The sequence below is a fragment of the Brevundimonas sp. genome (assembly GCF_052436175.1).
Classification (GTDB): Bacteria; Pseudomonadota; Alphaproteobacteria; order Caulobacterales; family Caulobacteraceae; genus Brevundimonas.
In genome coordinates this window covers 1-13,076 of the sequence record NZ_JBQVNM010000011.1, presented here as the reverse complement: position 1 = coordinate 13,076, position 13,076 = coordinate 1, and the positions used below count along the sequence as shown (strand labels likewise).

Below are 13,076 nucleotides of genomic sequence, written 5' to 3'. Positions count from 1 at the left end.
GACATGACGGCAGCGGCGACAGGCGAGACAGGGACGAACTGGCGCGACGCGCCGTGTCGGCCCGTGCGGTTCGGCGATGTCGGGCTGGAGATCGAGGCCCGGCCCGACGGGGTGCGCATCCTGTCGGCCCAGGCGCCGCTGGAGCCTTTCGAGGCCAATCTGCTGAAGACCTTCTGGGACTGGGCGGACCGTGACCCCGACCGCGTCTGGATCGCGCGTCGGGCCCTGTTGCCCGACGGCGGGCGGGGCGACTGGGTTCCCCTGACCTATGGCCAGGGGCGGGCCGATGTCTCGGCCGTGGCGACCTGGCTTGGCAGGATCGGGGCGACGGCGGATCGGCCGGTGCTGGTCCTGTCGGAGAATTCTCCCGTCCACGCCGCCTGGATGTTCGGCGGGATCGCGGCGGGCGTTCCGGTCTGCTCGGTCAGCGTCAACTATTCGACCCTGGGCGCGACGGATGGGGAGGCCGGCTTCGAGCGGTTGCGGCATGTCGTCGACCTGATCCGGCCGGGCGTGATCTTCGCCGAACAGGGCGCGGCCTTCGCCGAGGCCATCCGCGCGGTCGCGCCGTCCGATGCGGTGGTGGTCAGCGGCGCGCCGTTGGAGATCGGGCCGGAGGTCGTCGATCTGGCCGAAGTGCTGGCCGATCCTGATGTCGAGGGCGTCGGTCGCGGCGTCGCCGGGCTCGATCCCACGGCCCCGGCCCGTTACCTGCTGACTTCCGGCTCGACCGGCCGACCCAAGGCGGTGGTCCATACCCAGGCCATGATGACGGGCAACACCGTCAGCGGCGCCCAGGCCATGGGCGACGTCTTCGCCTGGGGCGGGGTCATGCTGGACTGGCTGCCATGGAGCCATATCGCGGGCTCGAGCCTGCTGACCAACGTCACCCACATGGGTGGGACCCTGCATATCGACGACGGACGGCCGACGGCCCAGGCCTTCGGCGAGACCCTGAGGAACCTGCGCGAACTGCCGCTGAGGTTCTACGGCACCATGCCGCTGGGCTACTCCCTGCTGGCCGATGCGCTGGAAACGGATGAGGCGCTGCGTCGGGTCTTCTTCAGCGAGTTGCGCGCCATGCTGTTCGGCGGGGCTGGCCTGCCACAGGCCCTGCATGACCGGTTTCAGAAGCTGGCGGTGGAGACGATCGGCCAGAGGTTCGTCTTCGTCTCGGGCTATGGCTCAACCGAAACGGGCTCGGCGATCAGCTACACCTGGTGGGAGAGCGACAAGGTCGGGATCGGCCTGCCGGTCCCGGGCGCGAGCCTGAAACTGGTTCCGGCCGGTCAGGCCTATGAGGTCCGGGTCAAGGCGGCCAGCGTGACCCCCGGCTATTTCAACGACCCCGCCCGCGACGCCGAAGCCTTCGACGAGGAGGGGTATCTGCGGATGGGCGACCTGGCCGACTTCCACGATCCGGATCGGCCTCTGGAGGGCCTGTATTTCGCGGGCCGGACCGGCGAGCAGTTCAAGCTGGGCAACGGCGCCTTCGTGGCCGGCGGGCGGGTGAGGGGACAGGTGTTGGCCGCCTGTCCGGGCCTGTTCCGCGACGTGGTGGTGTGCGGCGACGGGCAGGACATGCTGGCCCTCATGGCCTGGCCTGACGATGCGGCCTGGGCGCGGCTGGGCGGCGATGGCGTCGCGGCGGCGGCGCGCGAGGGTCTGATCCGGCACAACGCGGCCCATCCCGGCCAGACCGAGCGGATTGCGCGACTGCTGTTCCTGTCCGAGCTCCCGAGCGTCGGGGGGCAGGAGGTGTCTGACAAGGGGTCGATCAATCGCGCGGCGGTGCTGAAACGGCGCGCGACTGATGTCGAACGGCTTTATGCGCGGGAACCCGGGGCGGACGTGCTGCGCGTTTAGCCCGCCAGTTGCCCGAACCAGCCGGCAATATGCTGGACGGCCTCGGCGACCGTGCGCCAGATGACAAAGAGATAGAGGCCGCAGGCTGCGCTGGCCAAGGCGCCCAGAATAATCGCGACGCCGTCACGCTGCATCATGCCGAGCGCGAACAGCACGAGCGCCACGCCCGGCAAGGCGTCGCCCAGCGGAATGGGAAGGGCCATGACGATCGAGAGAAGCACACACAGAAGCCCGATGATCGTGTCGGCGATCTCCCCGGTGAGCGGGGCCATCCTCGGCTTGGTGAGCTGTTCCATGCGTCGCAGGCCACGAAGCATGCTGAGACCCTGGGGCCGACGGCGAACGGCGCGTCTCACCCAGGGCGAGAAAACATAAACGCCGAAACCGAGGTTGAATCTCCGCGTCAGAATCCACCGGCGGAGCCAGGCGGGCGCGGCGAGAGGCGTGGACACGAGGGCTCGATAGGCGTCTCTCGGCACCGACGCCCTGAGCGCCCAGCGCGGCAGCCAGACGGTATCTCGCTGCAACGCGAGTTCCAGCGACAGCAAGGCGATCGGCACGGCGAAGACGGCCTTGCCGCCCGGGGGCCATGGCAGGAGGGCGAGAAGCGAAAGTACGAGGATCAAGGCCCCGAAACCCCGGTCGCCGAAGGCCTCGACCAACTCATCCAGCGTCAGCTTGGGAGACGCGCCGTAACCAAGCGACTCCAGCACCTCGGAGAAGGCCCGGGGACGGGGTTCGGGCGGCTCGATCAGGGACATGCGGAACGGGGGACCAGGGGGACCCATCTGGTCCGGCCGACACTTAGGATGCAGTGTGCCGCGACGCCAGAGTCAGTTCCTGACGTGCTCGGGTTTTCCCGCGCGTTTGGTGTGGGCGAGGTCTTCGAGTTGCTTTTCGGTCATGGTTTCGACCATCGACTTCGAGGCGCCCTTGAGCTTCGACCTGGGCGTATCGCCGCGCTTGGCGCTCAGGGCGGCGCCGGCGGCCTTCTGCTGGGCGGCGGATTTTGCGGGCATCGAGAGGCTCCTTCCGCCATGGGGAAGGTCTCAGCTGCCCAACAGTTCCCGGCCGATGAGGAAGCGGCGGATCTCGTTGGTGCCGGCGCCGATGTCATAGAGCTTGGCGTCGCGGACGAGGCGTTCGACGGGCCATTCTTTCGTGTAGCCGGCGCCGCCGAGGGCCTGAACGGCCTCGAGGCTGACCTTCACCGCGTTTTCGGACGCCAGCAGGATAGCGCCCGCGGCGTCGTAGCGAGTGGTCCTGCCTGCGTCGCAGGCCCGCGCCACCGCATAGACGTAGGTGCGGGCCGAGTTCAGGGCGACGTACATGTCGGCGACCTTGGCCTGCATCAGCTGGAAGGAGCCAATGGCCTTTCCGAACTGCTTGCGCTCGCGGACGTAGGGCAGGACGACGTCGAGCGCAGCCTGCATGATGCCCAGCGGGCCGCCCGACAGGACGGTGCGCTCGTAGTCGAGGCCGGACATCAGGACGCCGGCGCCGCCGCCGACGGGGCCCATGACGTTCTCCTCAGGGACTTCGCAGTCCTCGAACACCAGTTCGGCCGTGTCGGAGCCGCGCATGCCCATCTTGTCTAGCTTCCTGGAGACGCTGAAGCCCTTCATCCCCTTCTCGATCAGGAAGGTGGTGACGCCGCCGTTGCCCTCGCCGGTGCGGGCGTAAACGACCAGGGTGTCGGCGGTGGGGGAGTTGGTGATCCAGAATTTCGTGCCGTTCAGGACGTAGCGGTCGCCCTTCTTCTCGGCACGGGTGCGCATCGACATCACGTCAGAGCCGGAGCCGGCCTCGGACATGGCCAACGATCCCAGGTGCTCGCCGGAGATCAGCTTGGGCAGGTATTTCGCCTTCTGCTCGGCATTGCCCCAGCGGCGGATGTGGTTGACGCAGAGGTTGGAGTGGGAGCCGTAGGAGAGGCCGATCGAGGCGGAGGCGCGGGAAACCTCCTCCATGGCCACGACATGTTCGAGATAGCCCATGCCGAGGCCGCCGAATTCTTCCTCGACGGTGATCCCGTGCAGCCCCAGCTCGCCCATCTCGGGCCACAGGTCGCGGGCGAAGGTGTTGGTCTCGTCGATCTCGGCGGCGCGCGGCGCCAGACGGTCAGCGGCCCAGCGGGCGGTGGTCTCGCGGATCATGTCGGCGTTCTCGCCGAGGCTGAAATCCATGGATTGGGGGGCGAAGGGAATGCTCATGCCGCCGGGTTAGCACGAAGCCGACCCGGGCCGCGAGAGGGGCGCCGTCGCATCCACGGGCTTCAGCGGTCGTCGCTGAGACGCTGATAGATGTTGTAAGCCGAGACGCCGACGCAGATCGCGCCGATAGCCGCCAGAACGCCGGCGATGGCCAGGATGCTCGTCGTGTCGGTGTCGGCCATGGACGCCATGCGCAGGGCCGCCATCGACATGGCCAGAGACACCAGTCCGAAGCCCCCCATCACCAGATAGGCCCAGACCCGCCCCCAGCTGAAGCCCGAGGTCCCGGCGTCGATCGGCTCGGTCGGGACGTCCCGGTCGTTGACCGGGTCGAGACGACCCTGGTTCTCGAACGAGACGTTCGCCCCCTGACCGTCCGGCCAAACGAGCCGCGGTGTGGTCAGGGCCGCGCCTTCGGCCAGGACGCCGGTGGTCTGAAGCTCGCCCTGCGCGGCGGCCTCGTCGAGCACGCCGGGCGTCACAGGCTGGCTCGGGGCGACCGCCCCGGTGACTGGATCGGCGGCAAGGCTCGTGGATGTCGCGGGGACCGCCGTGACGGACAGCGCGCCCTGGATGACGTCCGCAGGGGACGGAGTCAGCGCCGTCACCGAAGGCGGCGAGACTTCGGCCGCAGGATCGGCCGGCTGTGCGACCGAAAGAACCGAGCCGGTTTGACCGACGTTCGCGGCGACCTCGAAGGCGACGGCGGGCGCCTCGGGCGCGAAGATGGGCACTTCGTCGGCGATCTCGGCCGCCGGGGCCTTGGACGCTGGAGCCTCGGGCGCGGGGCTCGGTTCCGTGCCGGAGACGGGCGCGACGAGGAGATCGGACAGGGTCACGGCCGAGGCCGGGTCCGCCTTGAACAGGGCCCGCTCGGCGGCCCGGCGGCGCAGGCCGGCGTCGCGCACCGGCGGCTCGGGCCAGGCGACCAGGGCCTCTGCGGCCTGGGTTTCGGCGCCCGAGTTGACCCGCGCGAGCACGTCCGAGGCGCGGAAGGCCTCGGTCCCGACCGAAAAGGCGAAGCTGGCCAGGGCGTCATACTGGTGCTGATTGACCGGACGGGTCAGCCCCTCGACCAAGGCGGTTTGAACCGGGATCAGATCGTATTGCAGCAGAAGTTCGGCCTCGGCTTCGCTGATGGTCGCCCCCTCGCGCGCCGAGGCCGTGTGGCCGTAGCCCACAATCCAGCACCCGTCGGAGCCGAGCTGGGCGCGCGGCCGGAAGCCCTCGAAGCTCTTGATCAGCAAGACGCCTTCGCGGGAGATCTTCATTCGCGGCATGACGGGTTCGGACACGGGAATTGACCCAATACGGCACAGGACGGCTTGCCTGAAGCGGGTTCACGCAAGGGGCGAGCCGATAACGGCCAATCAGAGCAGGACGATGGTCGCCAGGCCGAGGAAGATCAGGAAGCCGAAGAAATCGGTCGTCGCGGTGACGAAGACGGCGGACGAGACCGCCGGGTCGAACTTGAGCTTCGACAGGGTCAGAGGGGTCAGGACGCCGATCGAGGCCGCAACCAGCAGGTTCAGCACCATGGCGGCGGCGATCACCAGACCGATCCGCCAGTCCTCGCCCCGGAACCAGAAACCGGCCGCGAGACCGATGAGGGGGGCCAGGATCAGGCCGTTGGCGAGGCCGACCGCCATCTCTCGCCAGAAGGTTCGCGGGGCGTTGGAGCTGTTCAACTCACGCGTCGCCAGGGCCCGCACCGTCACGGTCAGGGCCTGGGTGCCGGCGTTGCCGCCGATGGCGGAGACGATCGGCATCAGGATGGCCAGGGCGACGATGTGCTGGATGGTGCCCTCGAACCAGCCGATGACGCTGGCGCCCAGGACGGCGGTGGCCAGGTTGATGGTCAGCCAGGGCACGCGACCGCGCACGATCTCCTGGACGGACGAGCCGCGATCCTCGTCGGCCACACCGGCCAGACGCAGGATGTCCTCGCGGTTCTCCTCCTGGATGATGTTGACGATGTCGTCGACGGTGATCTGGCCGACCAGCCGACCGCCCGCATCGACGACGGGCGCCGAGATCAGGTGGTATTTCTCGAAGATGTAGGCGACCTCTTCCTGGTCCTGGTCGACGGCGATCTCGTTGATCGGCTCCATCAGTTCGGCAAGGGGGGTGTTGCGCGGCGCGCGAAGAAGCTGGCTGATCGCCACCCCGCCGACCGGGCGGTTCACCGGATCGACCACATAGACGTCGAAGAAGAGCTCGGGCAGATCATCGCCCTGGGCCCGGACGTGGTCGATGGTGTCGCCGACGGTCCAGAACTGGGGCGCGGCCATGACCTCGCGCTGCATCAGGCGTCCGGCGGACTCCTCCTCATAGGACAGGGAGCTCTCGATGGCCGCTCGATCCGGGGCCGGCATGGCCGACAGCACCTTTTCTCGCTGGTCGTCCTCCATCTCCTCGACCACGGCGGCGGCGTCGTCGGAATCGAGTTCCTGCAGCGCCTCGGCCAGGGTTCCGGCGGGAACGCGCTCCAGCACCTCCTCGCGGATGCCGTCGTCCAGTTCGGGCAGGGTCTCGGCCAGCAGTTCCGGCGGCAGCCACAGCACCACGACGGCGCGATGCTCGGCCGTCAGGAAGCCCATCAGGTCGGCGACGTCGGCGGGGTGCAGGTCCTCCAGCAACGACCGCAGCCGCATGCCGTCGCCGTCGTCGGCGGCGTCCACGACCTTTTCGACGAAGGCGGCGGTGAGGACATAGTCCTCATCGAGCGCCTCGTGGTCCTCGACCTCGAACGCGATGGGAGTGACGTCAGGTTCGAGAGTGGCGGCTTTGTCGCTCACGCGGTCCTCCCTCTCGATGATGATCAGCCGGTAGCGCCGATTAATATCCCTGATTCGTCTGGAGCATTTTGGAAAATGCTCCAGATTCAAACCCGGTCGAAATCTGAGACCTGCCCGACCGGGTCGGTCAGGTCCGATTTCGACTTGGCGATGGTGCGGTCGAGAAGACTCGAACTTCCACGGGTTGCCCCACAGCGACCTCAACGCTGCGCGTCTACCAATTCCGCCACGACCGCTCGCATCGGAGCGGGGCTGATAGCGGAGGTCGTTCGCAGAGGCAACAGGCAATAGGTAACAGGCAACAGGCAACAGAAGTCAGGTTTTGCCGACCTTGGAGATCAGGCTGTGAAGCATGCGACCGAGTTCGTCTGTCTTGCTCAAAAGCGCCGTCTCTTCAGCATCGGTCAAAAGTTCGATCCGTGCGGCCAGTTCGATGTGAGTTTCCAGTTCCAGCAGCGAACCGCGCGCGATGCGCAGGAAGCTGACGTAGGCAGCACGTGTGCCTCGGCCATATCCTTCGGCGATATTGGCTGGGATGGAAACGGCGGCGCGCCTGGCCTGAGAGATCAGGCCGAAGACTTCTTCTCGCGGAAAATTCGAGTGGCCTGATACGTGTGCTGAGCAAGGGTCATGGCCTTTTGCCAGACAAGCAGGTCGCGATGGCTTCGGATTTCAGACATTCACTGTTGCCTGTTGCCTGTTGCCTGTTGCCTCGCCTCAGGCCGCCCCCGCCATGAAGTCATAAACGTCCGCCGGGCGCGTGACCGTGATCGCGATGCGGTCGTCGCGGATTTCGATCTGGCCGCGGGCGACAGGGTGGTTGTTGGCGAGGATCCAGACCTCGTCGTGTTCGGAGGCGTCCAGCGGGATCACGGCGCCGCGACCCATCTTCAACAGCTGCGCCATCGGCAGGACCGAGCGGCCCAGCACGACGGAAATCTCGACATTGACGGCGTTGATCTGGCTCACGGCATACTCTGGCGGTCGTCGCGGGCCGGGCGAAGGACTTGTGTGCGCGGCTCCGCAACCACATTGAAGGGATCATGCTTGCCGAGCCGTTAAGCCCTCCGAATTCTTCGCCCGGCTCCCCGTCCGATGCGAGGCGGATGCGCGAGGACGGCCGCCCGGTCGAATGGGCGGTGTCCGACGCCCCGGTGCCCTATGAGGCGGCGGTCGCGGCCATGGAGGCGCGGGTCGCGGCGATCGCGGCGGGAGAGGCGGCCGAGCTGGTCTGGCTGCTGGAGCATCCGCCCCTCTACACCGCCGGGGTCTCGGCCAGGGACGACGACCTGCTGGCGCCCGACCGGTTCCCCGTTCATCGGACAGGACGGGGAGGGCAGTTCACCTATCACGGGCCCGGCCAGCGGGTGGCCTATGTCATGCTGGACCTGAATGCGCGGGGCCGGGACGTGCGCGGACTGGTGCGGGGGCTGGAGCAATGGCTGATCGGCGCGCTGGACCGGTTCGGTGTTGAGGCGGGGGTCCGCGAGGGTCGCGTCGGGGTCTGGGTCGAACGCAAGGGGCCGGACGATCACGGCGGCCTGTGGACGCGCGAGGACAAGATCGCCGCGATCGGGGTCAAGGTCCGCAAATGGGTGACCTTCCACGGGATCAGCCTGAATGTGGAGCCGGACCTGGATCATTTCGGAGGCATCGTGCCCTGCGGCATCCGCGAGCACGGTGTGACCAGCCTGGTCGATCTGGGCGTGCCCGCGACGATGGACGAGGCCGACGACGCGCTAAAATCGGCCTTCGTACGGATTTTCGGGCCCGTGACGGTCGGCCGCGCTCCGGCCTGAAACCTGCCGCATTCGACGGCGTTGATGTCGCATCTGCATCAACGGCGGGCGGTTCGGACTTGGCAATCACGGCCGGGAAAGGTTTAACGCACGTCTCCCTTCTGCGACCGGTTATCTGGAGCTCCCTGTGATCCATCGTCTGCTCGCCGCCTCTACGGCTGTTCTCGCCCTCGCCGTGTCCGCCGGCGCCGTCGCGGCCCAGGATTTCCGCGCCCTGGCGCGCCAGGACCTGCAGGCGGCGCATGACGCGCTCAAGGCCAACCACCCGGCCGCGGTCATTTCGGGCCCGGCCAGCGCCCCGTTCCAGTCCTGGATCGACGCCGGTCTGGCGGATTCGCTCGAGAAGGCCGGGCGCGCCGGCAGCGGCGACAGCCATGCCTATCTGATGCGCTACTATGCGGGCGGTTTCCGCGACTCGAACATCGCAATGACGCCGAGCTTCGAGGGTCTGAGCCCCTTCTTCGCCACGAGCTGGCCCGGCTTCACCACCGGCTGGCGGGGCGGCAAATACGTCGTGACCTACGTCAAGGAGGGGGTCCGCGGCGCGCCGCCCCTGGGCGCCGCCCTGGTCGACTGCGGCGGCAAGACCGCCGAGGACCTGGCCAAGGAGAAGCTGGACCGCTGGGAGGCCGACCTGACCTCCGAAGCGGGTCGCGTCAACAGCGCTCCCTTCCTTCTGTGGAATCGCAACAACCCCTTCACCGCCGGCATGCCGCTGGCCTGCAACTTCAGCGTCAACAACCGGCGCGCCCGCGAATTCCGCCTGACGGCGCAGCCCGGCGTGATCGCGGATCTGGAAGCCGCCTATCGCGCCACCGTCTTCGTCGCCCCGGCCACCCCGCTGGGCGTGGAGACGGTCAACGGCCGTCCGTGGGTGCATGTCCACTCCTTCGCCGACAGCGCCGGCTGGGAGGCCTTCAACGCCCAGGTCGAGGCCCAGGCGGCCGCGCTGCGTGGCCCGCAGGGCTTCGTGCTGGACCTGCGCGGCGCGCGCGGCCAGTCCTACAGCTCGACCTCGCGCGGCTATGGCCTGGCCAACCGCATCTGGACGCCCGAGTTCACCGTCAGCCGCCAGCCGGCCGCAGGTGAAATCACCTATCGCGCAACCCCCGACAACCGCGCCTGGTACGCCGCCACCCTGGGCCGGATGGAGGCCGATCCGCGCTTCGTGCAGGAATCCATGCCGGTGATCGAGGAGACGCGCGCCATCATCGCCGCCTTCGACGCCGCCCTGGCCTCGGGCCAGACCACCTTCACCCTGGCCGGCCGTCCCGCCGTGCCGGACACGGGCGCAGCCAATCCGGTGACCGGACCGGTCGTGGTGCTGGTCGACGGCGGTTGCGCCGGCGGCTGCCTGGACACCCTCGACCTGTTGATCCGTCTGCCCAACGTGCGTCTGGTCGGTTCGCCGACGGCGACGGATTCGATCTTCATCGAGCCGACCGTGCAGCGCCTGCCGTCGAACTATTCGGACCTCAGCTACGGTCACAAGGCCTGGACGTCGCGCCAGCGCCCCTCGAACACCGCCTTCACCCCGGCCCAGGGGCTCGTCTATACGGGCAACCCGGCGGATGAAGCGGCTGTCCGGACCTGGGTCGGCACGCTGTTCTAGGAATCGACGGCCGTCAGGCTTTCGGGGGCGGTCGGGGTGGAACTCCCGGCCGCCCCTTCCTATTTCGGAGACATGACAGACACACGCGCCGCCCCCTTCCGCTCCGCCTCCGGCTATGACCTGACGCCGCCCGACGACGCCGAGCGCGCCGCTCTGGAGGCGGACCTGAACCCCGAGGAGAAGCGGGTTCTGCTGTCCCACGGCACGGAGGCGCCCTTCTGCGGTGTGTTGCTGGGCGAAAAGCGGCCGGGCGTCGTCTGTTGCCGGGAGTGCGGCCTGCCCCTGTTCCGGGCCGGCACCAAGTTCGAGAGCGGCACCGGCTGGCCCAGCTTCACCGAGCCGGTTGACCCCGACCACGTCGGCGAGATCCGCGACACCAGCTACGGCATGGTGCGGATCGAGACGGTCTGCGCCCGTTGCGGCGGACATCAGGGTCACGTCTTTCCCGATGGACCGCCGCCCACCGGTCTGCGCTACTGCATCAACTCGGTCGCCCTGACCTTCGTGCCCCAGGGCGAGGCCCTGCCCGATCCGTTGCGACGCGGAGACGGCCTCGCCTGAACCCCGCCGCAATCCCGGCCCAGTCTGAGGCCGCTGGAGGATTATCACGATGCTGACCGCCCTGATCGCCCTGTCCCTGCTGGCCGGATCCGACGACCCCGAAGGGGTGATCGCGACGGCGCCCGGCGGGGTTCAGTCGGTCGCGGCCGACGCCGTGGCCCCGGTCGTGGAGGCGCCGTCGGTGTCGCTCCAGGCCCTGTCGCCGCACGGCCTGACCACGGCCCAGCAGATCGACCGCTGGGTCGGCGAACGGGCCCCGAAAGAGCGGCCCTTCGGCGATTCGACGCGCGACCCCTTCGCGTTCCGCGATGACCGCAAGATCCATGGCGAGGTCACCGCCGGCATCGGCACGAACGACTATTCGTCCTACGGGGCCCGGGTTTCGATCCCGTTCGGCGAGACCGGCCGTGTCGATCTGAGCTATCGCCAGACCAAGAACGCCCCCTGGGGTTATGGCTACGGCTATGGCTATCCGGGCGTGTACGGTTACGGCGACCGCGCGTCGCCGTTCAGCGCCTATGACGATTTCTACGGGTCGCCGAGCCGCAGCAGCCAGTCGATGTCTCTGGGTCTCAGTTGGGACAAGGATCGCGACACGAGGCGCGCGCCGGGTTTCACCGCCGACGATTGAGGCGCGTCTCCGCCTCGTCAGGGGGGCGGCGCATGCGAACGGCCGGAACCGAAGATGGCGCGCCAGCCGGGGCCTGAAACTGAAAAAGGCCCGATCTCGCGATCGGGCCTTTCAGTTCAGATGGTGCCGCCGGGGGGAATCGAACCCACGACCTCAGCCTTACCAAGGATGCGCTCTACCACTGAGCTACGGCGGCCTGTTCTGAGGAAGCGGCCGTATAGCCAAACGCAAGGCGGGGGGAAAGCCCGAAAAGCAGCTTGGCGCGGAAAGAATTCCGGGGCTTGATGCGGACATGCCCGAAGGTCCTGAATTTTCCGCCCCCGTCGATCCCTCGCCGGAGGAGGCCGCGCCGGTCACCGCCGCGCCCGCCGTCGCGACGCCCGCTGTGGTCGGGCCGACGACGCCTGTGACGACCACGCCGTCGCGTTCGGCGGAGCAGACCGCGCGGGCGGCGCGGCTGGCCGGCGCCCTTCGTGACAATCTGCGCCGCCGCAAGGCGCCGAAACGGCCGCCCCCCAGCAGCGGCAACTGAAAGTCATCGTCCGGCGCGCCCGGGCCTCTTTCGCCCAACCCCTCGCGAGCGCTAGATAGCCGGCTCGCTGCGCGCCACGGACGGCGCGCCGCCTCAGGATCGACATGGACAGTATAGCGGTTCGGGGCAACGGCCCCCTCTACGGCGACATTTCCGTCAGCGGCGCCAAGAACTCGGCGATCAAGCTGATGGCCGCCACGATCCTGACGGATCAGCCGGTGCGGCTGACCAATATGCCGCGTCTGGCGGACACGAAATTCCTCGGCCAGTTGCTGCGCCAGTTCGGTGTGACGGTGACCGAGAGCGACGGCCCCGACGGCCAACAGACCCTGTTCGACGCGAAGGACATCACCTCCACCTTCGCCCCCTATGATCTCGTGCGCCAGATGCGGGCCTCGTTCAACGTCCTGGGGCCGCTGCTGGCGCGGACCGGCCACGCCAAGGTCTCCCTGCCCGGCGGCTGCACCATCGGCGCCAGGCCTGTCGATCTGCACCTCGACGCCCTGTCGCGCCTGGGCGCGGTGATCGAGCTGGAAGAGGGCTATGTGTCCGCCGTCGCGCCGAAGGGGCTGAAGGGCGCCGAGATCGAGTTTCCCTTCGTCTCCGTCGGGGCCACCGAACATACCCTGATGGCCGCTGTGCTGGCCGAGGGGACGACGGTTCTGCGCCGCGCCGCGCGGGAGCCCGAGATCGGCGATCTGGTCCGCTGCCTGACCGCCATGGGGGCGAAGATCGAGGGCGTGGACACCGACACCCTGACCATCACCGGCGTGACCTCGCTGAAGGGGACGGACTGGGCGGTGATCGCCGACCGGATCGAGATGGGCTCCTACGCCTGCGCCGCCGCCATGGCGGGGGGCGAGGTGCGGCTGACCAAGGCCGCGCCCGGGCTGATCGCCTCCCTGATGGACCCGATGGTCGAGGCGGGGGTCGAGGTGACGCCGACCGACGACGGCGTGATCGTCAAGCGCGACCCGGCCGTGCGGTTGAAGGCGGTCAATGTGGCGACCGAGGTCTATCCCGGCTTCGCCACCGACCTGCAGGCCCAGTTCATGGCCCTGATG

Annotated in this window: 14 protein-coding genes and 2 tRNA genes; 7 read left to right on the top strand and 9 right to left on the bottom strand. The window is 68.4% G+C overall.

Features of this window, described 5'->3' with window-relative positions; translation table 11 throughout:
* Positions 1–3: 3 nt before the first annotated feature.
* Positions 4–1,866: an AMP-binding protein gene (locus ACT6QK_RS04510; RefSeq protein ID WP_444596613.1), complete on the top strand. Its 1,863-nt coding sequence runs from the start codon at positions 4–6 to the stop codon at positions 1,864–1,866.
* On the opposite strand, the gene ACT6QK_RS04505 is transcribed toward ACT6QK_RS04510, so the two are convergent.
* The 8 genes from ACT6QK_RS04505 to ACT6QK_RS04470 all read right to left on the bottom strand — a co-directional run bounded on the left by ACT6QK_RS04505 (position 1,863) and on the right by ACT6QK_RS04470 (position 7,846).
* The gene (locus ACT6QK_RS04505; protein WP_444596612.1) at positions 1,863–2,627 is read right to left on the bottom strand and encodes an exopolysaccharide biosynthesis protein; all 765 of its coding nucleotides are present in this window, start codon (positions 2,625–2,627) and stop codon (positions 1,863–1,865) included. The two genes, ACT6QK_RS04510 and ACT6QK_RS04505, sit on opposite strands and share 4 nt — an antisense overlap.
* A 72-nt stretch (positions 2,628–2,699) precedes the next feature.
* A complete protein-coding gene (locus ACT6QK_RS04500; protein WP_444596611.1) occupies positions 2,700–2,885 on the bottom strand; it encodes a DUF3008 family protein in 186 nt (61 codons plus the stop codon).
* A 30-nt stretch (positions 2,886–2,915) separates the two neighbouring features.
* A complete protein-coding gene (locus ACT6QK_RS04495; RefSeq protein ID WP_444596610.1) occupies positions 2,916–4,079 on the bottom strand; it encodes an isovaleryl-CoA dehydrogenase in 1,164 nt (387 codons plus the stop codon).
* Between the two features lie 62 nt (positions 4,080–4,141).
* Positions 4,142–5,350, bottom strand: coding sequence for a glycoside hydrolase family protein (locus ACT6QK_RS04490; RefSeq protein ID WP_444596609.1), 1,209 nt, complete (start codon positions 5,348–5,350; stop codon positions 4,142–4,144).
* 99 nt (positions 5,351–5,449) lie between these two features.
* The gene (mgtE, locus tag ACT6QK_RS04485; RefSeq protein ID WP_444596608.1) at positions 5,450–6,877 is read right to left on the bottom strand and encodes a magnesium transporter; all 1,428 of its coding nucleotides are present in this window, start codon (positions 6,875–6,877) and stop codon (positions 5,450–5,452) included.
* Positions 6,878–7,028: 151 nt separating this feature from the next.
* Positions 7,029–7,113 (bottom strand) — tRNA-Leu (locus ACT6QK_RS04480).
* A gap of 79 nt (positions 7,114–7,192) precedes the next feature.
* Complete coding sequence (locus ACT6QK_RS04475; RefSeq protein ID WP_444596653.1) at positions 7,193–7,444, bottom strand: four helix bundle protein; 252 nt, start codon at positions 7,442–7,444, stop codon at positions 7,193–7,195.
* A 150-nt stretch (positions 7,445–7,594) separates the two neighbouring features.
* The gene (locus ACT6QK_RS04470) at positions 7,595–7,846 is read right to left on the bottom strand and encodes a FliM/FliN family flagellar motor switch protein (RefSeq protein WP_444596607.1); all 252 of its coding nucleotides are present in this window, start codon (positions 7,844–7,846) and stop codon (positions 7,595–7,597) included.
* A 74-nt stretch (positions 7,847–7,920) separates the two neighbouring features.
* Here ACT6QK_RS04470 and lipB point away from each other — a divergent pair, with 74 nt between their 5' ends.
* The 4 genes from lipB to ACT6QK_RS04450 all read left to right on the top strand — a co-directional run bounded on the left by lipB (position 7,921) and on the right by ACT6QK_RS04450 (position 11,480).
* Positions 7,921–8,676 carry a lipoyl(octanoyl) transferase LipB gene (gene lipB / locus ACT6QK_RS04465; protein ID WP_444596606.1) on the top strand — a complete coding sequence of 252 codons (756 nt, stop codon included), beginning with the start codon at positions 7,921–7,923 and terminating at the stop codon, positions 8,674–8,676.
* A gap of 127 nt (positions 8,677–8,803) precedes the next feature.
* Entirely contained in the window at positions 8,804–10,288 is a 1,485-nt protein-coding gene (locus tag ACT6QK_RS04460; protein WP_444596605.1) for a hypothetical protein, read from the top strand.
* Positions 10,289–10,360: 72 nt separating this feature from the next.
* Positions 10,361–10,849 carry a peptide-methionine (R)-S-oxide reductase MsrB gene (gene msrB, locus ACT6QK_RS04455; RefSeq protein ID WP_444596604.1) on the top strand — a complete coding sequence of 163 codons (489 nt, stop codon included), beginning with the start codon at positions 10,361–10,363 and terminating at the stop codon, positions 10,847–10,849.
* A gap of 49 nt (positions 10,850–10,898) precedes the next feature.
* Entirely contained in the window at positions 10,899–11,480 is a 582-nt protein-coding gene (locus ACT6QK_RS04450; RefSeq protein ID WP_444596603.1) for a hypothetical protein, read from the top strand.
* Positions 11,481–11,601: 121 nt separating this feature from the next.
* Here ACT6QK_RS04450 and ACT6QK_RS04445 read toward each other — a convergent pair.
* Positions 11,602–11,676 (bottom strand) — tRNA-Thr (locus tag ACT6QK_RS04445).
* 96 nt (positions 11,677–11,772) lie between these two features.
* Between ACT6QK_RS04445 and ACT6QK_RS04440 the strand changes: the two genes are divergently transcribed.
* Together ACT6QK_RS04440 and ACT6QK_RS04435 are read left to right on the top strand one after the other, a co-directional pair.
* Positions 11,773–12,012, top strand: coding sequence for a hypothetical protein (locus ACT6QK_RS04440; RefSeq protein ID WP_444596602.1), 240 nt, complete (start codon positions 11,773–11,775; stop codon positions 12,010–12,012).
* 104 nt (positions 12,013–12,116) lie between these two features.
* Positions 12,117–13,076 (top strand): UDP-N-acetylglucosamine 1-carboxyvinyltransferase (locus tag ACT6QK_RS04435; protein ID WP_444596601.1); only part of this gene is annotated, 960 nt, incomplete at its 3' end.